Consider the following 21621-nt stretch of genomic DNA (forward strand, 5'->3'; position numbering starts at 1 on the left):
ACCATGCGATCATCGACGGTTTTGGCTTCCGCCCTCGTCAGCTCCGCGTTGGCGCTCTGCCTCGCAGCTCCCGCCTACGCGCAGTCGAACGACCCGATCAAGATCGGCGTCATCGCCGAGGTGCAGTCGATCGCAGGCGCGGCAACGCCCGGCGGCGCGCAGATCGCCGCCGACGAGATCAATGCCAAGGGCGGCATTCTCGGCCGCAAGATCGAGATCGTCACCTATGACAACAAGAGCTCCTCGGCCGATTCCGTGCGCGCATTCCAGCGCGCGGTGAGCGAGGACAAGGTCTCGGCCGTGATCGCGAGCTACATCTCCGAGGTCGTGCTGGCGCTGGAGCCCTGGGCCGCGCGGCTGAAGATGCCGCTGATCACGCCCGGCGCCGCCTCGAACGAGATCACCAAGGCGATCCACAACGACTACGAGAAGAACAAGTACACCTTCCACGGCTATCTGACCTCGGCCGCCCAGGCCCAACTCGTCTGCGACGCCGCCAAGGACCTGCTGGTCGACAAGATGCACATGAAGACCGTCGCGATCATGAGCGAGGACGCCGCCTGGACCAAGCCACTCGACGTCGGCTACGAAGCCTGCCTGCCCAAGGCAGGCCTCAAGGTCGTCGAGCATGTGCGCTTCTCGCCTGATACCACCGACTTCACGCCGATCTTCAACAACATCGAGGCCAAGAAGCCTGATGTCATCGTCACCGGCATCTCCCATGTCGGCGTGCAGCCGACGGTGCAGTGGAAGAACCAGCAGGTGCCGGTGCCGATGTTCGGCATCAGTGCGCAGGCGCTGAGTCCGACCTTCTGGAAGGACACCAACGGCGCCGCCGACGGCGTGCCATCGCTCGCTGTCGCGACGCCCGATGTCGCCGTGACCTCGAAGACAAAGCCGTTCGCGGCCGCGTTCAAGGCCAAGTTCGGCGCGCCGCCGGCCTATACCGGCTACACCGCCTATGACGAGGTCTATATGATCACCGATGCGATCAAGCGCGCGGGATCGACCGACCCGGACAAGATGGTTACTGAACTGGAGAAGACTGACTACGAAGGCACGATCGGCAAGATTCAGTTCTACGGCAAGGATGACGAGTTCACCCACGGCATCAAGTCGGGCGCCGGCTTCGTGACCGGCCTGGTCTTCCAGTGGCAGGATGAGAAGCAGGTCGTGGTCTGGCCGGAGAAGATCGCGGAAGGCAAGCTGAAGTTTCCGAACTTCGTGAAGCTGTCGCAGTAACAGGCCCAACGCCAGATCACATGCGCGATGCCCGGGCCTTCCCGGGCATTTCGTTTTTGCTCCTTGCAGCGAACCATCTTGCAAATTCGGCAAGGTCGATCAAAGTAACGACCGCACGCAGGCCCCCTCAAGAATCTGCGGCTCATCAAGGAGGACGCATGCTCCCCTATGTCACCCACGATCCTCGCTTCGATCGGCTGGTCATCGGCCATGTCAATCTCGAAAAGCTCACCAGCGGTTGCCGCTGGGCCGAAGGTCCCGCCTATTTTCCCGCCGGGCGCTACCTCATCTGGTCCGACATCCCGAATAACCGGATGATGCGCTTCGACGAGACCGACGGATCGGTGTCGGTATTCCGTTCGCCGAGCTTCAATTCCAACGGCAACACCACCGATCGCCAGGGGCGGCTGGTCAGTTGCGAGCATTTCATGCGGCGCGTCACCCGGACCGAGCATGACGGCTCGATCACCGTGCTCGCTGACAAGTTCGAGGGCCGCCGGCTGAATTCGCCCAATGACGTCGTGGTCAAGTCAGACCATTCGATCTGGTTCTCCGACCCGACCTACGGCATTGACAGCGACTATGAGGGACAGCAGAGCCCGTCCGAGATCGGCGCCTCCAACGTCTACCGGATCGACGGCAGCTCCGGTGCCATCACGCGCGTCGTATCCGACCGGGTGCAGCCGAACGGGCTGGCCTTCTCGCCGGACGAGACGCGGCTGTACGTCGCCGACACCGGCGCGACGCATGTGCGCGGACTGCCGCCGACGATCTGGTCCTATGAGGTCAAAGGACAGACTGTCGGCGACGCCTCACTGTTCGCGACATGTCCAGACGGGCTCTATGACGGTTTCCGCGTCGACATCCATGGCAACATCTGGACCTCCGCGGGCCGCAGCGTGTTCTGCTATGCACCTGACCGGGCTCATATCGGCACGGTCCCGATCGGCGAGATCGTCGCCAATGTCTGCTTCGGCGGCCCGCGCCGCAACCGGCTCTATATCTGCGGACAGACCTCGCTGTATTCGATCTATCTTAACACGCGGGCGGCTGTGTAGGGAGAGGAAGCTACACGGCTGCTCTCGCTGCATATTGCTCGCGTGGGCCTGCCTGATACGTGCCGGAATGCGATGCGCTCGATCGCTCGTCGATGTGGTTCGCAACAAACTCCGCGTCACGCCCGATGCCGACGAACCGGCCTGAGCCCCAGGTGTAGAGCCACGGCAGGCCGACCACATAGGCGCCGTCGACCGAGGTGACGCCCCGCTTGTGGGTTGGATAACCGGTGCCATCGAACATCGGCAGGTCGACCCAGGACCAGTCGGACCGAAAGCCGGTCGTCCAGATGATGCCAGTGACGCCGCTTGCCGCGAGATCGAGCTCTGTGGGCACCGCATCGGGGGACCACACGGGCTCGTAGTGGGGCGTCACGGGCGCCGCAATTCTATTTCTTGCAATGTGCTCGTCGATCATTCGGCAGATGCCGTTGTAGACCCGGTCGGCATTGTCGAGATTGACCTGGAGATCATCGCCAAGCTGCAGGCGCGTCCCACGACCGTCCTTGAGGCGACCGTAGAGTTTCATGCCCTCGAGTGCGAACTTGCGCAGGTCGATGTCGCGGCCGCCGTCCCGTCCGGTCAGGTAGTGGTTGGCGTTCTTGCGGACCCCCTCTTTCAGAGAATGCTTGTCCACGGGCAGGTCATACTGGCCGAGATCGTCGAGCCAGTCGACGGCGTCGCGGCCGCGATAGAAGCGCGGGCAACGTGGCGCGCTGCCGACGGCGAGATGTACCTTGCGGCCAGCCAGGTGCAGATCCTCCGCGATCTGGCAGCCCGATTGCCCGCTTCCCACCACCAGGATCTCGCCCGGCGGCAGCTGATCCGGATTGCGGTAGGCGGACGAGTGGATCTGCATGATCGACGGATCAAGCCGGTCGGCAAACGGCAGCACCTTGGGAACGTGGTATCCGCTGACGGCCAGCACGACGCTGTCAGCAGCGATCTCGCCTGCGTCGGTCTCGAGCATGAAGCCGCGACCGGATTGCCTGAGGCGTGTGACAGCGACGCCCTCGCGAACCGGCGCACCGATGTGCCTAGCGAAATCCTCGATGTAAGTGACGATCTCGTCGCGCAGCATGAAGCCGTGCGGATCACTACCGGCATAAGGAAATCCCGGGAGCTTGCATTGCCAATTCGGCGTCACCAGGCAGAACGCGTCCCACCGCTGGGTCTTCCAGGAATGTGCGATGGTGTTTTTCTCGAGCACGACATGCTCGATGCCGCGCGCCTTGAGTTGTGCGCTCATCGCAAGGCCAGCCTGGCCGCCGCCGATCACGACGACCGGATAGTGAGAGTGAAGGTCGGGCATGATCAGCTCCTGCTAGTCTTCAAACGAGACGATGGTGACGGAAGCACCGGGCGTGGCCTCGAACTGTGCCGCCGTCGCCTCGATCCGGGTGAGTTGCCCGAGCGCACGCGAGCAGAGAAAGCCGTACTTCTCGCGGACACGCTCAGCCGCGATCGTCAGCGCAATGCGGCTACGTTCGCGAAAATCGTCGAGCGCATAGGTCGTGCCGGCGACGAAGTGGTCCTTGATGACGAGCGAGGGCGAATAGCAGGCCTCGATCCGCTCATCGGGCCAGCGCACATGGAAGTGCATCTCAGGCATAATGCACCTCGCGCATCTCCTGATAGGTCGCCATGTGAGCCTTGGCGGTGCGGCCCCAGTCGTGAAATCGGGCGACCTTCGCGCCATTCGCAATCAGGCGCGAGCGCAGGGGCTCGGCGAGTGCACTGAGGGTGGCATCCGCGATCGAGCCTGCGTGATGCGGATCGCACCAGGCAACGTCATCGGCGCCGAGATATTCGGTGAATGGCGCGAGATGCGAGACCACCGCCGGCAAGCCGCTGGCCATCGCCTCCAGCACAGCAAGGCCAAAGCCTTCGCGCAAGGACGGGAACATCAGCGCATCGGCCAGACGAAACAGCGATGGCATCTCGGCATCCGGCAGCGGACCGGTCTCGATGACGGCATCCGCAGGCAGCCCGGCGTCGCGCAGCCGCGAATTGAACTGTTGCCGATAGAGGCCATGGTCCAGCAGAGATGCACCCCCGGCGATGACGAGCTGCGCGGACCGATGCACGGCATGCACCTGCCGGAAGGCCTCGATAATGCCGAGCGTATTCTTCCGCTGCTCGACCCCGCCGATGGAGAGCAGGATCGGGCCAGCGCGAAGGCCGAGCCGGGCGCGCAATACCTGATCGCCAGGAGTCGCTGCGGGCGAATAGCGTACCGTGTCGACGCCATTGCCGACCAGCCCCGCCGAGCGGGACATCTCTGCCCTCAACCGCTCCTGCCAGAACCGGCTTACGACGAATAAGCCGTCGGCGCGGATGATCGAGCGACGATCCAGCTCGCTGAGCCGCTCGTCGGTGAATGCATCGATGTGATGAACGGTGCGGACATAGCGCTGGATCAGGCCACGCTGTTTCAGCGTCGCGAGCGCATTGCCGGAAATGCCGTCCTGGGCGTGGAAGATGTCGAACTGGCGACGCGCAGAATCCTCAAAATACCTGACATAGTCCTTGATGCGCGTTTCGACCGTCGCGACGACGTCGCCCGAGGCGGGCGATGCAGGCACGGAACGCGTCGCGGCGATGCTGCGGCGGAAGAAGCCCTTGCCGGCGGGGTCAGGCGCATGCACGACCGGCATATGTCCGAGGTCCGCGAGCGCATCGGCAAGCGCGAGCGCATGCACCACGCCGCCCCGTGGATTGGTGGAGTGCGTGAGGATCGCAATGCGAAGCCGGGACGAACTGCCGCTCATGCCACACTCCGCCGCTGATGGTTCTGATCTGGCGCACAGCCGATCAGGGGTTGCGCCGCGAAGTCCCAGACAGTTGCACGGGCAGAAGCAGCGCTGATATCGACGCGTGTTCCCGCACTGACGTCTCCGATCGCGGCGGCCGCGATGTCGCGTCGCTGGAAACGCGACAGGATCGCGTCGACGTCGCCGGGCTTGACCGACAGCAGATAGCCGAAGCTCGGGAACGTCAGCAGCCAGCGCTCGAGCGGCGCTCCGGCGGGAATCGGAACCGCCTCGACGTCCAGTGTGATGGCAACCTGCGAGCACTCCGCCAACATTGCGGCGGTCCCGACAATGCCGCCCTGACTGATGTCCTTGGCTGCCAGTGCGAGCCCTGCCTCAGCAATCGACGGCAGGATCTCCAGATCGCCGCGCAACCGCTCCGCGGGCGCGTCGGTCGCTGCCTCCCAATTCGCAAATGGATCGCGGTAGCGGCCACGAAGGTCGATCGCCGCGATGAGCTTGTCGCCAGGCCTGGCATCGAAGCTCGTGAGAAGCCGCTTGGCCCGACCGAGGATCGCGACGGCAAACTGGCTCTGGCTGCTGCGCACATTGGTGTGGCCGCCGATGACAGGCACACCGAATGTCTTCGCGGCGGCTTTCAATCCTTCGAGAATGGGCGCGGCCTCATCAGCGCCGTTGGACCAGATCGCATTGACGATGGCCGTCGGTCGTCCGCCCATCGCAGCGACGTCCGAGATGTTGACCATGGCGCCGCACCACCCCGCGAACCAGGGATCGGCCGCAACGAATTCGTTCATGAAGCCTTCGATGGCGAACAGGGTGTAGCCGTCGCCCTCGGGGATCGCTGCGCAATCGTCCCCCACCGCGATGGCGTCGCTGCCCGACAGATCGAGCGCGGCCGCAACAGCCGCGATATCGGCCTTGGCGGCGATGCCGCGGCTTTTGCGGAGCGTTTCGGCGAGGCTCGTGAGTGCGGCGTCGGTCAGCATCATCAGGCTGCCAGCTTTGCGAGCGAGAGGAAGCCGGTTTCGGGCGTGCGGAACGGCGGGTAATGGTCGAGATCGGCCTCCATGCGATGGTGCGGCCGGCCATGGAGCTCGAATTCGCCGAGCGAGCGCCAATGCATGTGCTGGAACAGCAGCGCGTTCTGACTTTGCACATTGGCAAGGAACCGCCGGCAGCCGCGCGCATGCGCGGAGGACACGGCAAGCCGGATCAAGCCGGCGCCGACCGCGCTGAGACGCCGATAGCTCTTCTCGACGGCAAGGCGGGAGCCCCACCACACATCCGCCTCGTGATCGTCGGCATGAATGCGCACGGTACCGACGACCTCGTCCTCGGCGACGCCGAGCAGCGACACGGCCACGAGCGGGATGGCTGAAACGTCGACCGCGTCGCGATCATCGCCTGAAAACACGCCCTGCTCCTCGCAGAAGACCTTGCGGCGCAAGGCTGCAGCGGCAGCGCGCTCCCAGGCTTCGGTTGCAAACTTCACCTGGAATTCTGGCGCGACGAACGGCTTGAACGGCTCGAACATCATGCACTTGCTCCGCGCTCGTAGGTGGACAGGGCCGAGCAGGCGCCGCATTTGCCGCAACCTGCCTTGATATCGGTGGCGCGCAAGCCGCCGGCGCGCAGCATCTCGGCGAGCGGGCGCAGAATCTCATGCATGAACGCCGCAGACGGCGTCGCATGGCTCTCCAGCGGCGTGCCGGCGATCGGCACGAACGGCACGACGAAGGGATAGACGCCGAGATTGATCAGCCGGCGCGACAGCGCGAGGATTTCGGACGGCTCGTCACCGAGGCCAGCCAGGATATAAGTCGAGACCTGACCCCGGCCGAAGACCGGCACGGCCGCGGCAAACGCGTCCATGTATTGCTCGACCTGGACCTGCGCCTTGCCGGGCATGATCCTTTGCCGCACGGCTGGCCCGATCACCTCCAGATGCATCCCGAGCGCGTCGACGCCTGAGCTTTTCATGCGCTGAAACCAGGCAAAATCATCAGGCGGTTCGCATTGCGCCTGGATCGGCAGATCGACGGCGGCTTTGATGGCCTGCGCGCTCTCCGCAAGGATGCCGGCGCCGCGGTCCGACGTGTGCGGCGTGCCAGTCGTCATCACCATATGCCTGACACCGTCGAGCTCGACGGCGACCTTGGCGACTTCGGCAAGCTGTGCCGGCGTCTTGCGCTCGACCGTGCGACCCGCCGCGAGCGACTGGCCGATGGCGCAGAACTGGCAGGTTTTGGTGCGGCTCTGATAGCGGATGCAGGTCTGCAGCACCGTGGTGGCGAGAACGTCGCGCCCGTGCAGGGTCGCGATCTTCCAATAGGGAATGCCGTCCGCGGTGGTGCGGTCGTAGAACTTGGGTCGCAACGGAAACGAGACGTCGGCCAGCACCACGCCGTCGCGCGAGATGCGGCTGCGTCCGGCCTCGTCAGGGCGCTCGACGAGATAGGGGCTCTCGAAGGCCGGCGCGTTGTGCACCGGGATCATCACGGTGGCGCCATCGATCGTGAACGGCGTGTGATCCGACGGCCCGGCGCCGCCGCGGCGGCTCGTGCCCCCGGTCTTGGGATCAGCGAGCCGAACCCCGAAGGACTGCAACTCGTTGATCAGCTGCTCGGTCGGCATCGCCTGGGGTTGCGACATCTGCACTCTCATCTGATTGGTCTTTCGACATGGGCGTGAGGCGGTTTGGGTGAAAGCCGTGCATCGGACGCGCCGGTTGGTCGTTCAGCACGAGCGACAGCAACTCCGGCCGGGCGTAGTGGCCGACCGAGTCCATCATCCGCTTGCGCTTGGTGATCAAAGCGAGATCGAGATCGGCAACAAGGATGCCCTCACCGCTGGTCAGCGGTGGCGCCAGATGATTGCCTTCGGGAGAGACGATCGCGGTCATGCAGCCGCCGCGCAAACCTTTGCGCAGGCCTTCCTCCGGCGAGATTTTCGCGATCTGCTCCTCGGTCAGCCAGCCGGTGGCGTTGACGACGAAGCATCCGCTTTCAAGCGCATGATGCCGGATCGTCACTTCGATCTGGTCGGCGAACACCTGTCCGACCAGCGATCCCGGAAACTGGGCCGCGTGAATTTCTTCGTGCTGGGCCATCAGCGCGTAGCGGGCGAGCGGATTGTAATGCTCCCAGCAGGCGAGCGCGCCGACACGGCCGACCGCGGTCTCGACCACCTTCAGGCCGGCGCCATCGCCCTGCCCCCAGATCATGCGCTCGTGAAATGTCGGCGTGATCTTGCGGCGCTTCAGGAGAAGCGCGCCGTTAGCATCGAACACGAGCTGGGTATTGTAAAGCGAGCCGTGATCGCGCTCGTTGACGCCGAGCACCACGACCATGCCGTGGCGCTTGGCCGCTTGCGCGACCGCGTCCGTCACGGGACCAGGCACGACGACGGCATTGTCATAAAGCTGGATGTGCTCGGCACCGCTCAGAACCGGCGGACGGACAAAGGAGAAATACGGGTACCAGGGAACGAACGTCTCCGGAAAGACGGCGAACTGGACTCCCTTGCCCGCCGCCTCCGTGATGGCCGCCAGGATCCGGTCGACCGTTCCGGTCGGCGTGTCCAGATCTGGCGCGATCTGAACAGCGCCAGCCCTGATCGTGCGCTTCGCTGTCACTTGTGCTCTCCCTCGTCCGTCGCGCGAGCCAACCGAGGTCAGACTGTCCAGGTGTGGATCATGAACGCGTCGTCCCTGCGGTGAAGCAGGATGAGGTCGAGCACATCGAGCGGATTGATCGGCCGGATGCCCGGAATCAGCGACGGCTCGCCATGGCCGTAAAGCGCCTGCAGCGCGAACCGGCAGGCATAGACCTTGCCGCCTTCATCCATGAATTTCGCGAGCTGGTTATTGAAGTTCTGCGCGCCCGGGAACGCCTCGTCGCCGATCTTCGGAAAGCCGCGCTGAATGCCGAGCGTGACACCGGGACCGTAAAGCAGAACCGAGGTCTCGAAACCTTTCCGCTTCAGGCGCAGCGCCTGGAGAATATTGACGAGGCCGATCGAGCCTTCGAACGCGACGGTGTGGAAGGTGACCAGCGCCTTCTCACCCGGCTTCGCTTTGACGTCCTCGAAAACCTTCTCTTCGTAGTCGACAAGAAAGTCGCCCTTCTGACGCGCGGGCATGTTCACTGCTGGCATAGACACCTCCTGTTCACGTCCGGCCCTCCCGGATCGAGATCAGGTTCTGCAATCAATGTGCCAAGCAGCGTTCTGCACTACAAATCATCACACCATTCAATTTGCATTCATTTATACATTCAATGTTGAATGGAGACCTGACTGGATTTGGATGTGCTCGCGCCGTGCTCGAAAAATAGTGCCTGAAAAATACTAAGCAGCGCGCCTGATCGATGTGCAACGCGCTCAACCGGAACCCTCTTCCAAAGCAGCAGAAATCACCGATACAATTGCGTCTGTGCTTGCAACAATATACAGTCAATTCTACTGACGTAATTGACCGGAACCGAACTATGGCCGACTGGCGACCCGATCTCTCGAGCAGCGACAAGCCGCGTTATCTCGCCATCGCAGACGCAATTGCCGACGACATCGCAGCCGGACGGCTTGTGATCGGCGACCGCCTGCCGCCACAGCGGAAGCTGGCCAAGCGCCTCGACGTCGATTTCACGACCGTCGCGCGCGGCTATGTCGAGGCGCAGAAGCGCGGACTGATTGAATCCAAGGTCGGACAGGGAACCTTCGTGCGCGACAAGCCGCGGCCGCGGCGTTCGGCAACGAGCTTTCCGCCTCGCCCCGTCGACCTCTCGATGAACCTGCCGCCCGAGCCCGACGACCCTGAATTGATCGAGCGCATGCAGGCCGGCGCCGAACATGTGCTGCGCGACATCGCATCGCTGCTGCGCTACCAGGGCTTTGGGGGCACGCAGGCCGACAAGGATGCCGCCTCGAGCTGGCTCGGCCGCCGCGCGCTGGTGCCGGCACAGAATCGCATTTTCGTCTCGCCGGGGGCCCATCCGGCGCTGCTCGGCATCCTCTCGATCCTTGCGAAAGCTGGCGACGTGGTGCTGTGCGAGGCCATCACCTATCCCGGGATCAGGTCGATCGCCGCGCAGCTTGGCATCAATCTCGTCGGCCTGCCGATGGATCAGGATGGCATCGAGCCGCAGGCGCTGACCGATGCCTGCAAGAAGCTGAAGCCCAAGGCGATCTACCTCAATCCGACGCTGCAGAATCCGACGACGCTGACGATCCCGGATTCGCGACGGCGCGAGATCGTCGCGATCGCGCGACGCTTCAAGCTGCCGATCATCGAGGACGACGCCTACGGCTTCATTCCCGAACATGGCCACGGCCACGCGCCCTTCGCGGCGATCGCGCCGGACCTGACCTGGCACGTCGCGGGACTGGCAAAGTGCATCGGAGCAGGCTTGCGCACCGCCTATGTCGTCGTGCCCGATACGCGCTCGGCCTGGCCGTTTGCCTCGGCGCTGCGGTCAGCGACCGTGATGGCATCTCCCCTCACCGTGGCGATCGCGACGCGCTGGATCGAAGACGGCACCGCGGACACGATGTTGCGGTTCATCCGCGCCGAGACGTCGGCACGGCAAAAGCTCGCCGCCGAAATCCTTCCCAAAGGGTCCTATCGCGGCGATCCCCTCAGCTTCAACCTGTGGGTCGAGCTGCCCACACCTTGGAGACGTTCGGCTTTCGTGGAGCACATGCGGCAGACCGGCATCGGCGTCGTCGCAAGCGACGCCTTTGTGGTAACTGACCCGCCCCCCGAAGCCGTCAGAGTATGCATCTGCGGTCCTTCAACGCGGGCGCAAATTAGATCCGCGCTCGAATACGCCGCTCACGCGCTGGTCGAAACGCCAGCCCTGGCGTCGCCGTTTCTCTAACGTCAGCTCGTGACGCGTTCGCCGCGGCCGTAGACCAGCAACATGAAGATGATGACGAGGCCGTAGATTACCTGGCGGCCAGCCTCGGGCATATCCATGATCGACAGCACGCTGTTGAGCAGCACGATCAGCACGACGCCGATCAGCGTGCCGAGATAGCGGCCGCGGCCGCCGAGAATGTTGGTGCCGCCGATCACCACCGCTGCGATCGACGGCAGCAGATAGGCGTCTCCCATGCCCTGATAGGCCTTGGTGGAGTAGCCGGCGAGCAGGACGCCGGCGAGCGCGGCCGCGAGGCCGCAGAGGACGAAGCAGATCACGGTGATGCGGCGGGTATCGACGCCGGCCAGATACGCGGCGGCCTCCTTGTTTCCGATGGCATAGACGTAGCGGCCGAGCGTCGTGCGCTGGAGAACGATCGCGATGAGCACCGACACGGCGATCCAGACGAACAAGGCATTGGGAATACCGAGCGTGCGGTCGCCGGCGAGCATCCGCATCAGGTCGGTGGCGCCGGTCTGCGGCGCATAGCCACCGGTATGAGCGACCATCAGGCCGCGCATCACCGCGTTGACGCCAAGCGTGAAGATCATCGAGGGGACGCGCAGGTAAGCAATCCCGATGCCGTTGATGAGACCGACAACCAGCCCGACGCCAAGCCCGACCGGAATGGCGAGCGGCCCGCCGATCGATGTCGCCATCATCGCCGCGGCGGCGAGCGTCCACGGCACCGACAGGTCGATCTGCGCGATCAGGATCACCATCATCATCCCGGCGGAGACGATGCCAAGGAAGGCGCCGATCTGGAGCTGCTGCAACAGATAGGTCGGTGACAGCAGCGGCGCGCTGCCGAACCGGGCAAAGGTGTAGACCGTGCCGGCGACGAGGATGACGAGGATGAACAACGCCGCGATCAGGATCGGACGGTCGTCGCGAGAGAGCCCGAGGGACGCAGTCGTCATCGAAACAGCTCCAGCGTATTCTTGACGCGCAGGACTCCGAGCGCACTGATGCTGACCGCCCCCAGCAGGATCAGCCCCTCGAACAGCGGCTGCAGCAGCGGCGCGATGTCGAAGATGCGGAAGAAGAACGAGATGACGCGCAGCACCATGGCGCCGAAGATCGAGCCGATCGCGCTGCCGGTGCCCCCCAACAGCGAGGTACCGCCGATGACGACGGAGGCGATGGAGTTGAGCGTGTAGGCTCCGGCCTGCGGGATGTCGGCATTGCCGGAGGAGGTCTGGATGGCGAGGAACAGGCCGCCACAGCCGGCAAAGAAGCCGGCGAGCGTGAAGGCCGCGATCTTGGCGCGCTCGATCGGAAGGCCGGACATGTAGGCGGCGCCTTCAGCGGAGCCGACAGCATAGACGGCGCGGCCAATCACGGAACGGCGGAACGGCACCCAGACCAGGAGCGCGATCAGGATCAGCAGCACGAACGGCACCGGGATCCAGGCCACCGGTGTAAACCAGCTCGCGGCGCCGTCGTCGAAAATATGGACGGTCGCGGCGAAATCGCCGAGCGAATTGGTCAGCGCCCAGTTGAGATCCTCATCGATCTTGCCGCCCGGCGTCGGCCGCAGAAACAGCGCGATGCCGATATAGACCGCGCCGGTCGCGAGCGTCGCGATGATCGGCTGGATGCGTCCGTAGACGACGACGCAGCCGTTGATGAAGCCGGCAAGTGCGCCGGTCGCGAGGCACAGCACGATGCCGAGCAGGATGCCGCTCACCCCGCCGGGGAAGGTGCCGAGGCCGAGCTGCAGGCCGAAGATGTCGAGATGCAGCGGCGTGCCGTCCGCCGCCCCCGTGAGCAGATAGCTTGCGAAACACCCCACCATGGTCATGACGGCGCCCACGGAAAGATCTAGTCCCGATGCCAGCACCGGCACTGTCTGGGCCATCGCCAGCATGGCGAGCGCAAAGATCTCGTCGCCGTTCTGCACCAGCACCGCCGACGAGAAGCCCTTGGGATGGGCAAGGTTGTAGAGCAGATAAAGGATGGCGAACAACAGGACGGCGGTGACGATGCCGATGTTCTGGCGGACCCTGATGGCGATATCGTCAAGCATGGGCGGCTCCGGCAGCATCAGGCGTCGCGGCGTCGATGTTCAGCGCGCTCGCGATGATGTTGGTCTCGGTGAGCTCGTCACCTTCGAGCTCGCGCACGATGCGCCCGTCATACATGATCGCCACCCGGTCGCAGCAGCCGATGAGCTCGTCGTAGTCGGTCGAGTAAAACAAGATCGCCGCGCCCTGATCGGCGAGCTCGCGCATCAGTCGGTAAAGCTCCTGCTTGGTCCCGACATCGATGCCGCGCGTGGGATCGTTGAGCAGGATGAGCTTGGGATCGGTCATCAGCCATTTGGCGAGAACGACCTTCTGCTGGTTGCCGCCTGACAGCGTGGAGACCGCGTCGCCAGGCGCGCCGATCTTGATCTGGAGCCGCGCGATGGCGCGCTTGATCACCTCATTCTCGCGCGCGCGATCGACCAGAGGGCCGGTCGAGATCGCATCGAGCGAGGCGATCACCAGATTGTCCGCGATCGACATCGGCAGCATCAGGCCTTCGGTCTTGCGATCCTCCGGCACCAGCGCAATGCCGACCGACTTCGCCGCCGCCGGAGACGCCGGGCGCACCTCGTGGCCCTCGACGGTCACCCGCCCGGTGACGCCGCGCAGCACGCCGAACAGCGCCAGCAGCAGGGATTTCTGGCCCTGGCCGTCGAGCCCGCCGAGGCCGACGATCTCGCCGGCGCCCACCCGGAGAGAGATGCGATCGAGGCGCCTGTCCCAGCTCAAATTCTCGATATCAAGCACCGGCTTCAACGCTTCACGCGCGGGCTTGGGCGGATATTGGGTCGCGATGTCGCGCCCGATCATGAGCTGAACGATATCGGCGGTCGAGCGCTTGCCCTTGTCGAAGGTCTCGATATGGCGGCCGTTTCGAAACACGGAGGCACGGTCGGCCAGCGCCTCGACCTCATGCATTCGGTGCGAGATGTAGAGAATGGCAACGCCTTCGGCCTTGAGGCGCGCCAGCATGGCATACACTTTCTCGACGTCGGCGCTGGTGAGCGCCGAGGTGGCTTCGTCGAGGATCAAGAGCTGCGGCTTCTTGCCGAGCGCCTTGGCGATCTCCACCACCTGACGACGCGACAGCGGCAGGTCGCGCACGCGCATCAGGGGATTGACGTCCTCGCAGCCGATCTCGGCCAGCAGCTGTTCGGCACGACGGCGCTGCGCTCGCGCGTCGATCAGGCCGAAGCGGCGCGGCGGCGCGGCGATCGAGATGTTGTCCGCGACCGAGAGGTCGGGCATCAGCGACAGCTCCTGGAAGATACAGACGACGCCGGCGGCATTGGCGGCGGAGGGCGTTGCAAAGCTGACGTCCTGTCCGGCAAGACGCATGCTGCCGGAATCGGGCTGCACCACACCCGAGATGATCTTGATCAGCGTCGACTTGCCGGCGCCGTTCTCGCCCAGCACCGCGTGGATCTTGCCGCGCTCGCAGGCGAAGTCGACGCCTTCGAGCGCACGCACGCCGGCGTAGCGCTTGGAAATTCCAGAGAGCGTGAGGAAGGCAGGTTGGGTCAGGACGGCATCGGACATGTCGGGGCTCACGCAGCGGCGGCCCGGCAAAGGCCGGGCCGCAACCGTAACGTCTCCAGTAGGCTCACTGGGTGTTCTTTTCGCTCTGCGACATGATCTCCGGAGCCGTGAAGTTGACGCCACAGGGCGTGAACTGGTTCGGCGCGAAGAAGTTGGCGTTGAGGTCCGGCCAGTAATTGGTGCCGGGCTTCAGGTCCTTGTAGGTCGCGACCGGGATCGGGATCGAGATCAGCTGCGGCATGACGTTGCCTTGCAACGCGGAGATCGCCGCCTTGGTGGCGATCGCGACGAGCGCCGGAGACTGGCCGTAGGACATGCCCTTGAGACCGTCCTTGGCGTGATCGGCTATCTGCTTGCGGTACTCGTTCTCGCCCTCGCCCGACATCGGGACGAAGGGGTGCTTGGCGGCCATCAACGCCTGCACGGTGCCGTCCGAGCCGCCTTGCGTGAACACGCCATCGAAATGGCCGTGCACGGCCAGCGCGTCCGCCGTCACCTTCTGCGAAGTGCCGGTGTCCCAATTGCCGACCACTTCGGTGATCTTGAAGCTGTTGCCGGGCGCTTCCATGACCTCGCGGAAGCCGAGATGGCGATCACGGTCGACCGAGTTGCCCGGCAGGCCGCGGACCTCGAGGATGTCGCCGCCCTTCTTGCCGCTCTCATCCATCAGCCACTTTGCCGACATGCGGCCCATTTCCTTCTGGTCCTCGTTGACCATCATCACCTTGTCGGTGTCGAGGACGTTGTCGAAGGGCACCACGACTACGTTGTTCTTGTCGGCGAGGCGGATGATGCGGTCGAAGCCGTCAGGAGCGACCGCGATGGTGACGATGGCGTCAAAGCCCTGATTGATGAAGTCCTCCATCGCGCCGAGTTGCGCTGCAACATCGGTGCCGGTCGAGACGACCTTGAACTCCTTGATGTTCTCCTTGATGCCCGGCTGCGCGGCGAAGGCCTTTGCGGTCTTCACCATCTGGATGCGCCAGGTGTTGCCGACGAAGCCGTTGACGAGGGCGATCTTGTAGGGACCGGGCTTCTTATCCCACTGGAAGAACTTGGTTTGAGCAGACCAGGGCTTGAAGCATGCGGGATCGGCGCCCGGACCGGACACGACCTTGGGCCCTGCGAGGGCGCTGGCCGAAGACAGCAACAGGCCAACGCAAGCGAGCCCCGTAAAACGAAGCGTCCACACCATATCTCTTCTCCTGAGCTTTTGTTTCCACCCTTAACGCGGCGCAATGGCCAAGCCGGGAATTGGGCTTCCCGTGCAATTTACCGCGCTAGGATGCCACGCAACCTCCGATGCGCACAAGCCGAATGCCGGTCATGGGCCCTGCCCTGCTGCGAACGCGTGGAGCAATGCCATCACATCTGCGGGAGATGATGCCGCGTTGCGACGAAGCTGAAAATACCCGCATGACAAGCGGATGTTCAGCGCCACCCCGATGCAGCGCCGGCGAATGATTGCGAACCAAAGACGGCACTGCGCAAAAAGAATGAGACTCAGGGAAAAATGCAGACGCGATCACGGTCGGCTGCATGCATCCGAATTGCCTAGTGCGGCGCATGTTGACTTTCGGAATCGCCCTCCAAATACTTGCCGGAAAACATAAGGCAAGTCGCAAACGACTGACCGGAGGGAGGGATAGGATGCCGACTTCACGCAGGCAGCTGCTGAAGGGTACGGCGGCTGCCGCCGCCACACTCAGCCTCGATTGGACCCGGGCCCAGGCGCAAGCCGAGAATTTGCGCATCGGCCTGATCTACGATCTCACCGGACCATTCGCCGCGGGCGGCTCGGTCGCCTCCTCGGTCGGCGCGCAGATCGCCATCGATCTCGTCAACGAGAAGGGCGGCATTGGCGGCAAGACCAAGATCGTGCCTGTCCCCGCCGACTCCCAGAGCAAGGCCGACGTTGCCATCAACGAGGCCGAGCGCCTGATCAGCCAGGAGAAGATCGACATCATCAACGGCGTCTATTCCAGCGCGCATGCCGTGCCGATGGCCGCGAAGGTCGAGCAGCAGAAGAAGATCCTCTGGATCACGACCGCGGTGTCGACCGCCGTGTTCAAGGACAAGAACCTGCAATATGTGTTTCGCGCGCAGATCCACTCCGACCAGTACGGTCAGGCCTTCGCCGGCTTCATGAGCGAGCACGCCAAGGCAAAGCTTGGAATGGATCCAAAGGACGTCAAGATCGCGCTGATCCACGAGGATGGGCCCTATGGCGTCGGGGTCGCGGCCGCGGACGAGGCCTATGCCAAGGAAGCCGGTCTCCAGATCGTGCTGAAGGAGGGTTATTCGGCATCGGCTCCCGATCTTTCGGTGCTCGTCACCAAAATCAAGCGCGCCAAGGCCGACGTGATCTCGCATGCCGGTTACAACCCCGACATCACCCTGCTTCTGCGGCAGGCGCGCGAGAGCGGGCTGCGCTTCAAGATGCTGTTTGGCAACGGCGCCGGTTACAGCCAGCTCGACAAGCTGCGGGCGACCTTCGGCACCGACATCGACAATTTCTGCAATATCGATCCAGTGCCTGCGCAGTTGCTCGATCCGTCGAAGCTCGCGCCGGGCTTGGGCGACCTGATCAAGACCATGGTCACGCGCTACCAGGCCAAGACCGGCGCGACAGACGTGCCGCCGCACTGCTCGATGGGCTTTAACCAGACCTGGGTGCTGCTCAACAACGTGCTGCCGGTGGCGAAAGAGAAATATGGCAGCTTCGAGCCGGAAGCGATCCGCAAGGCCGCGCTCGACGTCGACATCCCACCCGGCGGCACCATCCAGGGCTATGGCGTGAAGTTCTTCCCGCCGGGCACGCCGCTGTCCGGCCAGAACGAACGCTCGACGCCGGTGGTGATGCAGAATGCCGGTGAGCACATTTCCGTGGTGTGGCCGACCAACATCAGGACGCAGGATCCGGTGTTTCCATTGCCGAAGGGATCGACCTACGGGGCGTGAAACTGACGCATCACAGGGGTAAGTGAGCCGCGCCGACAACGCGCCGACAACCGCGTGCAAGCAGGAACACTTGCACCCACCGGTCATCCTGTTCGCGCTAGAGTTGGAATTTCGCCCCTCGAACAACTCGCGCTGGTTGTGAGACGAAGTCTTTTTGAAACAAAAGCCTTCTAGAGTGTGATCTGGGTTACTAGTGGCGCTCGATTTCGTACGTACAAACCGGTCAGCCGACGGCATTTTCAGCCTGGGTTGGCATCGCAGGGCAAACCGGCTCGCATTTTCGAAGCCGTCCAGCGGGATCACATATTTCAGAGCTTGAATTCCAACGATGGGGGTGACAGTGCCCGCCATATTCGAATTGCTCTACAAGGAATTTTGCCGTGCCCGCCTTGCCGAGATGCGCAGGCAGCTTCTGCTCGTCGGCAAACATCCAAAGCTCTTTCGTCCGGATGACGCTCCATCCGATGCGGATGGGATGGACGGGAAGCACGATGCCGAGTTGAAGCGCTCGAGGGAATAATCACCTCGCGACAACAGTCTTTCAGGAAGGCGGTCGATTTCAGGAGGCGACATTGAACACCCCCGAATTCTATGCTGCGTCGATCGCCTGCCTCTCGTGCCTGACCATCGTCGTGATGATGGCCGTCGGTGCCTGGTAGGCGAAGGCCGAGACATTGCCGGCACGCTACAGCACCACCCGCCGCCCCTCCTCCGCCGCCCAATAGCCGGCGTAGTTCACCTTGATCGTCTCGTAGGCCAGCGCAAGGTCCGACAACGGCTGCCGTCCTGTCGCTGCGCATTCCATGAAATCCTGGATCTCCTGGAGATAACCGCGCGTCCATTCCTCCTCGAGGCAGACATATTGCCAGCCGGTTTTGCGGTCGACCTTCTCGGTGATGTAGACGGAGGCGAGCTTCTCCTCGGACGTCTGATAGCTCATCAGATGATTGTTGGGGGTGATGTTGGCAAACAGCGAGCCGCCTGACGTGTAGGTCTCGATCAAATTGCGCACACCGCCCATGATCATGTCGCCGGAGAACACGGTGGCCTTGGTGCCGTCGGAGAAAGTCGCGGTCAGCGTGCCCCAATCCTCGACGTCGACGGGGTTGGCCTTGATGTAGCTGCGCTCCTCCGGCTTGAGGATTTCAGTGACATTGCCGACATCGCCGGTGACGCTGGCGACCTTGATGATCTCGCCGCGCGCTTTCGCTTCGACCTGCTTGAGATGAAGCACGGCGGAGAGCGGATGGCAGCCCATCCGGATCAGCGAGCCGCCGCCGGTCATCGCCCATTGCGCGGCATGCGCGGCGTGCGAACCGGAATGGCTCTCCTCGCCCTTCATGAACAGGACCTTGTCCTTTGTCGCCTTGAGGATCTCCGCGGTTTTGGTCACCGCGGGCGCGTAGATCCAGTCCTCGGCATACATGAAGAGTTTTCCGGTGCGCTCGATCGCGGCACGGGTTGCGTCCATCTCCTCGAGCACGCGCTCATACATCAGCGCCTTCGGTACGCGCTTGCCGATTGGCCGCTCGTCGCCATCGCGGCCGAAATAGCCGGCAAAGGGCTTTTCGCAGATGACGTGCTTGCCGGCCTGCATGCTGGCGACGATCATCTCGGCATGGAGATTGGGCGGCGTGCAGATATCGACCACGTCAAGGTCGCGGTCCGCGATCATCTCCGCAAGGCTGCGATAGACACGCGGGATGTTATGGCGCGCGGCAAAGGCGACGACATGGTCGCCGCGCGCGGCGACCGCCGTCACCTCGACGTCGATGCCATAGACGCGCCGGAACGCATACATGTGCAGCTCCGACACGAAGCCGCAGCCGACGAGTCCGACCCTGATCCTGGCCATGGCGCCCCCTTGATCTGGAGCGCACTATAGCGCGACGGCGGAGCTATTCCACCGAGACCCGCACCACGCCTGCGCTCATCATGCCGAGCGCACGGGCGGCGGGCACCGAGAGATCGACGATGCGGCCGCGAATGAAGGGGCCGCGATCATTGACGCGGCACTGAATGGTGCGTCCGCTGTAGGACACTTTCAGCACGCTGCCGAACGGGCGCGTCCGGTGCGCGCAGGTCAGCTCGCCGCTCCTCGCGGCTTTTCCATATCCATAATATGAGGCAAGTCCGCTTTCGGCGTGGGCGACGGAAAATGCAGAAAGCGAGAATGTGGTCAGACAAAACAATAACGTCGGCTGCGCTCGCACGGCACCGCTCCCGGTTGGCCCTGCCCCGCGCTGCAACGTCGTCAAGTTCCAGATGGTTCCAGGAACTCCGCCGGGCCATGCCCGGCGGGTCCATCACACATTGTTACTGTTTGTGGAACACCAGCGTGCGCACCTCGATGCTCTCGCGCGGGGCCGCATCGGCAGGCGTGGTCGGGTCGACGAAAGCGGTGTGCGGCCCGAAGCGGGTGCGGCCGTCAGTTGCGGAATCATAGCATTTCAACAGCAGCGCCTCGTCGCTCGTCATCTCCGGAAAATAGAACCAGCGATGATCGGGATTGTATTTCACCGAATAGATCTCACCGCGGCGATCGGGATAGATCAGGTCCGAGGCGACGAGATCTTCCGGCGCGACCGTCGTGCCGTCGGCCATGGCGAGCGGTGAATCACGCAACGGACCGCGGATCGGGCGCCAGAGGTTGATCACCTGTACACGGCCTCTAAGCAATTCCTCCGCCTCGTCAGGCAGATGCTCGCGCACGCGATTGGCGCCGGAGATGATGGTCTGATCAACGTGGACGCGGGTCGCCGGTTGGCGCGGCCCGCCGTCGCGAGTATCAGGCGCGCCCTCGACGCGCTTGCGGACGGTGTGATCGAAGATGACAACGCGGTCGGCCTTCAAGGTCGCGCGCAGGAAGGCTTCGACGGCCGGATAGTAGACGCTGCGGATTTCCTCGTCGTTGTAGAAGTCCCGCACCCGATGCGGATGGCGCACCAGCGCAAATCCTTCGCGGTCGAGTGAGAAATTCTGCGCGATCAGTCGCGCGTCGAAAATCGGGACATTATGCGGCTCCGGTAGCGAGGTGCTTTTTGGCTCGCCCGGCGGCGGATCGAAAGCATAGGTGCGCGGCTTGCCTGAAACAGGCGCAAGGTAGTTGAGCTCAGCGGTGACGAAGGGAAGCGATTCGATTTTTGTTTCTTGCAGGCCCATGGCCGGTCTCCCGATGTGGTCGTCGGGTTGATTTTTGACGACGCGGCGTGCGAGACAAGGGAGGCGGCGCAAATAGCAATGTGGGTGTCGTTGTCGGCATGAAATGCAGAAGGAAAGTGTCGGGGAAGCCGATCGAGTTGGAATAGCTCCGTGCACTTCACGGACGCTTGAGAGGCTTGTGAAGCCTCGTGCCCCGGACGCGCGCATCACCATAAGCGCGTTTACGCGCGTCTTCACATCACCAAGGGCGCGCTTATGCGTGTCTTCGACGTTGCGCTGCTGAGCCGGGGCCTATCTGCGAGAGCGATGCGCGTAGCTGCAATCACGCGGACGAGCGATCGACGACCTCGTCCGCCTGCGCGGTCACCAATAGCGGCGGTAGTAGTGACGGTAGTACGGCCGATAATAGCCGTAGCGATAGCCGTAATACGGACGATAGGGGCGATAATAACGAGGATAGGCCGGTCCGTAGCCGTAACCATAATAGGACGGCGCATAGCCGTAGCCCGGATAGCCGTAACCGTAATACGGCCCGCCGCCGTAATAGCCGTAGGGCGCGCCGGCGATGGCGCTGCCGATGATGGCGCCGGCCGCAAAGCCGCCGAGGCCCCAGCCCCAGCCGCCGCCACGCCAATGCACCTGCGTGACGTCATCACCGGCCGCGGCCTTCATGGTCGCCACATTGGTCGGCATCGGTGCCGCCGATACCTGCCCGATCTGGCCGGTCATGACGCCGACCGTCAACGAGCAGGCCATTGCCATTTTCCAGAGACTCATCGTCTTACTCCCTGTCCGATGTTTCGTTGAAAAGAGCATCGCAGGCCAGGATCTTTCATCCTTGCGCCAAGTCAAAGTGCTAAGTCAAAGTGCCAAGTCGAAGTGCCAAGTCAAAGCCTCGAACCTTGCGTGCAGCGCACAAGACGGCTGGGCATGCCTG

At 63.5% G+C, this 21621-nt stretch carries 21 protein-coding genes; 4 read left to right on the forward strand and 17 right to left on the reverse strand.

Annotated elements, in window-relative coordinates:
- Positions 1-3 precede the first annotated feature (3 nt).
- Positions 4-1242 carry an ABC transporter substrate-binding protein gene (locus L6639_RS39645; protein ID WP_237866919.1) on the forward strand — a complete coding sequence of 413 codons (1239 nt, stop codon included), beginning with the start codon at positions 4-6 and terminating at the stop codon, positions 1240-1242.
- 158 nt (positions 1243-1400) lie between these two features.
- Positions 1401-2300 carry an SMP-30/gluconolactonase/LRE family protein gene (locus tag L6639_RS39650; RefSeq protein WP_237866921.1) on the forward strand — a complete coding sequence of 300 codons (900 nt, stop codon included), beginning with the start codon at positions 1401-1403 and terminating at the stop codon, positions 2298-2300.
- 10 nt (positions 2301-2310) lie between these two features.
- On the opposite strand, the gene L6639_RS39655 is transcribed toward L6639_RS39650, so the two are convergent.
- The 8 genes from L6639_RS39655 to L6639_RS39690 are packed head-to-tail and all read right to left on the reverse strand — an operon-like array spanning position 2311 to position 9229.
- On the reverse strand, positions 2311-3609 hold the full coding sequence (locus L6639_RS39655; RefSeq protein ID WP_237866922.1) for an MSMEG_0569 family flavin-dependent oxidoreductase: 1299 nt from the start codon (positions 3607-3609) through the stop codon (positions 2311-2313).
- Positions 3610-3621: 12 nt separating this feature from the next.
- Positions 3622-3909: an MSMEG_0570 family nitrogen starvation response protein gene (locus L6639_RS39660; RefSeq protein ID WP_237866924.1), complete on the reverse strand. Its 288-nt coding sequence runs from the start codon at positions 3907-3909 to the stop codon at positions 3622-3624.
- Positions 3902-5068, reverse strand: coding sequence for an MSMEG_0565 family glycosyltransferase (locus tag L6639_RS39665; RefSeq protein ID WP_237866925.1), 1167 nt, complete (start codon positions 5066-5068; stop codon positions 3902-3904). Before L6639_RS39665 ends, L6639_RS39660 begins: the two co-directional genes overlap by 8 nt.
- Complete coding sequence (locus tag L6639_RS39670; protein WP_377819183.1) at positions 5065-6060, reverse strand: sll0787 family AIR synthase-like protein; 996 nt, start codon at positions 6058-6060, stop codon at positions 5065-5067. The genes L6639_RS39665 and L6639_RS39670 overlap by 4 nt, the downstream gene beginning before the upstream one ends.
- 2 nt (positions 6061-6062) lie before the next feature.
- Positions 6063-6611, reverse strand: a complete 549-nt coding sequence (locus tag L6639_RS39675) for an MSMEG_0567/Sll0786 family nitrogen starvation N-acetyltransferase (RefSeq protein WP_237866927.1) — start codon at positions 6609-6611, stop codon at positions 6063-6065.
- Entirely contained in the window at positions 6608-7726 is a 1119-nt protein-coding gene (locus L6639_RS39680; RefSeq protein ID WP_237866928.1) for an MSMEG_0568 family radical SAM protein, read from the reverse strand. Before L6639_RS39680 ends, L6639_RS39675 begins: the two co-directional genes overlap by 4 nt.
- On the reverse strand, positions 7653-8708 hold the full coding sequence (locus L6639_RS39685) for a Nit6803 family nitrilase (protein ID WP_237866929.1): 1056 nt from the start codon (positions 8706-8708) through the stop codon (positions 7653-7655). Before L6639_RS39685 ends, L6639_RS39680 begins: the two co-directional genes overlap by 74 nt.
- Positions 8709-8746: 38 nt before the next feature.
- Entirely contained in the window at positions 8747-9229 is a 483-nt protein-coding gene (locus L6639_RS39690; protein WP_027526573.1) for an MSMEG_0572/Sll0783 family nitrogen starvation response protein, read from the reverse strand.
- A gap of 332 nt (positions 9230-9561) precedes the next feature.
- Here L6639_RS39690 and L6639_RS39695 point away from each other — a divergent pair, with 332 nt between their 5' ends.
- A complete protein-coding gene (locus L6639_RS39695) occupies positions 9562-10950 on the forward strand; it encodes an aminotransferase-like domain-containing protein (protein WP_237866930.1) in 1389 nt (462 codons plus the stop codon).
- 2 nt (positions 10951-10952) lie between these two features.
- On the opposite strand, the gene L6639_RS39700 is transcribed toward L6639_RS39695, so the two are convergent.
- From L6639_RS39700 to L6639_RS39715, 4 genes are all read right to left on the reverse strand, one after another.
- Complete coding sequence (locus tag L6639_RS39700; protein ID WP_237866931.1) at positions 10953-11912, reverse strand: ABC transporter permease; 960 nt, start codon at positions 11910-11912, stop codon at positions 10953-10955.
- A complete protein-coding gene (locus L6639_RS39705; protein ID WP_237866933.1) occupies positions 11909-13021 on the reverse strand; it encodes an ABC transporter permease in 1113 nt (370 codons plus the stop codon). The genes L6639_RS39700 and L6639_RS39705 overlap by 4 nt, the downstream gene beginning before the upstream one ends.
- A complete protein-coding gene (locus L6639_RS39710; protein ID WP_237866934.1) occupies positions 13014-14561 on the reverse strand; it encodes a sugar ABC transporter ATP-binding protein in 1548 nt (515 codons plus the stop codon). Before L6639_RS39710 ends, L6639_RS39705 begins: the two co-directional genes overlap by 8 nt.
- 64 nt (positions 14562-14625) lie before the next feature.
- Positions 14626-15756 carry a sugar ABC transporter substrate-binding protein gene (locus L6639_RS39715; RefSeq protein ID WP_237866935.1) on the reverse strand — a complete coding sequence of 377 codons (1131 nt, stop codon included), beginning with the start codon at positions 15754-15756 and terminating at the stop codon, positions 14626-14628.
- Positions 15757-16211: 455 nt separating this feature from the next.
- Here L6639_RS39715 and L6639_RS39720 point away from each other — a divergent pair, with 455 nt between their 5' ends.
- A complete protein-coding gene (locus L6639_RS39720) occupies positions 16212-17522 on the forward strand; it encodes an ABC transporter substrate-binding protein (RefSeq protein ID WP_237866936.1) in 1311 nt (436 codons plus the stop codon).
- 223 nt (positions 17523-17745) lie between these two features.
- On the opposite strand, the gene L6639_RS39725 is transcribed toward L6639_RS39720, so the two are convergent.
- The 5 genes from L6639_RS39725 to L6639_RS39745 form a co-directional block, all read right to left on the reverse strand.
- Positions 17746-17952 (reverse strand): hypothetical protein, encoded by a 207-nt coding sequence (locus L6639_RS39725; protein ID WP_237866937.1) that lies wholly within the window; start codon positions 17950-17952, stop codon positions 17746-17748.
- A gap of 255 nt (positions 17953-18207) precedes the next feature.
- On the reverse strand, positions 18208-19377 hold the full coding sequence (locus L6639_RS39730; protein WP_237866938.1) for a Gfo/Idh/MocA family protein: 1170 nt from the start codon (positions 19375-19377) through the stop codon (positions 18208-18210).
- Positions 19378-19420: 43 nt separating this feature from the next.
- Positions 19421-19735 carry a septal ring lytic transglycosylase RlpA family protein gene (locus L6639_RS39735; RefSeq protein WP_237866939.1) on the reverse strand — a complete coding sequence of 105 codons (315 nt, stop codon included), beginning with the start codon at positions 19733-19735 and terminating at the stop codon, positions 19421-19423.
- Between the two features lie 103 nt (positions 19736-19838).
- A complete protein-coding gene (locus L6639_RS39740) occupies positions 19839-20684 on the reverse strand; it encodes a CmcJ/NvfI family oxidoreductase (protein WP_237866941.1) in 846 nt (281 codons plus the stop codon).
- 363 nt (positions 20685-21047) lie between these two features.
- Positions 21048-21461 carry a hypothetical protein gene (locus tag L6639_RS39745; RefSeq protein ID WP_237866943.1) on the reverse strand — a complete coding sequence of 138 codons (414 nt, stop codon included), beginning with the start codon at positions 21459-21461 and terminating at the stop codon, positions 21048-21050.
- Positions 21462-21621: the final 160 nt, after the last annotated feature.

The organism is Bradyrhizobium zhengyangense (assembly GCF_022012555.1).
Taxonomy (GTDB): domain Bacteria; phylum Pseudomonadota; class Alphaproteobacteria; order Rhizobiales; family Xanthobacteraceae; genus Bradyrhizobium; species Bradyrhizobium zhengyangense.

Coding starts and splice junctions, on each gene's coding strand:
- L6639_RS39645 (WP_237866919.1), top strand. CDS start 4: ATGCGATCATCGACGGTTTTGGCTTCCGCCCTCGTCAGCTCCGCGTTG.
- L6639_RS39650 (WP_237866921.1), top strand. CDS start 1,401: ATGCTCCCCTATGTCACCCACGATCCTCGCTTCGATCGGCTGGTCATC.
- L6639_RS39655 (WP_237866922.1), bottom strand. CDS start 3,609: ATGCCCGACCTTCACTCTCACTATCCGGTCGTCGTGATCGGCGGCGGC.
- L6639_RS39660 (WP_237866924.1), bottom strand. CDS start 3,909: ATGCCTGAGATGCACTTCCATGTGCGCTGGCCCGATGAGCGGATCGAG.
- L6639_RS39665 (WP_237866925.1), bottom strand. CDS start 5,068: ATGAGCGGCAGTTCGTCCCGGCTTCGCATTGCGATCCTCACGCACTCC.
- L6639_RS39670 (WP_377819183.1), bottom strand. CDS start 6,060: ATGCTGACCGACGCCGCACTCACGAGCCTCGCCGAAACGCTCCGCAAA.
- L6639_RS39675 (WP_237866927.1), bottom strand. CDS start 6,611: ATGATGTTCGAGCCGTTCAAGCCGTTCGTCGCGCCAGAATTCCAGGTG.
- L6639_RS39680 (WP_237866928.1), bottom strand. CDS start 7,726: ATGTCGCAACCCCAGGCGATGCCGACCGAGCAGCTGATCAACGAGTTG.
- L6639_RS39690 (WP_027526573.1), bottom strand. CDS start 9,229: ATGCCAGCAGTGAACATGCCCGCGCGTCAGAAGGGCGACTTTCTTGTC.
- L6639_RS39695 (WP_237866930.1), top strand. CDS start 9,562: ATGGCCGACTGGCGACCCGATCTCTCGAGCAGCGACAAGCCGCGTTAT.
- L6639_RS39700 (WP_237866931.1), bottom strand. CDS start 11,912: ATGACGACTGCGTCCCTCGGGCTCTCTCGCGACGACCGTCCGATCCTG.
- L6639_RS39705 (WP_237866933.1), bottom strand. CDS start 13,021: ATGCTTGACGATATCGCCATCAGGGTCCGCCAGAACATCGGCATCGTC.
- L6639_RS39710 (WP_237866934.1), bottom strand. CDS start 14,561: ATGTCCGATGCCGTCCTGACCCAACCTGCCTTCCTCACGCTCTCTGGA.
- L6639_RS39715 (WP_237866935.1), bottom strand. CDS start 15,756: ATGGTGTGGACGCTTCGTTTTACGGGGCTCGCTTGCGTTGGCCTGTTG.
- L6639_RS39720 (WP_237866936.1), top strand. CDS start 16,212: ATGCCGACTTCACGCAGGCAGCTGCTGAAGGGTACGGCGGCTGCCGCC.
- L6639_RS39725 (WP_237866937.1), bottom strand. CDS start 17,952: ATGTTTGCCGACGAGCAGAAGCTGCCTGCGCATCTCGGCAAGGCGGGC.
- L6639_RS39730 (WP_237866938.1), bottom strand. CDS start 19,377: ATGGCCAGGATCAGGGTCGGACTCGTCGGCTGCGGCTTCGTGTCGGAG.
- L6639_RS39740 (WP_237866941.1), bottom strand. CDS start 20,684: ATGGGCCTGCAAGAAACAAAAATCGAATCGCTTCCCTTCGTCACCGCT.
- L6639_RS39745 (WP_237866943.1), bottom strand. CDS start 21,461: ATGAGTCTCTGGAAAATGGCAATGGCCTGCTCGTTGACGGTCGGCGTC.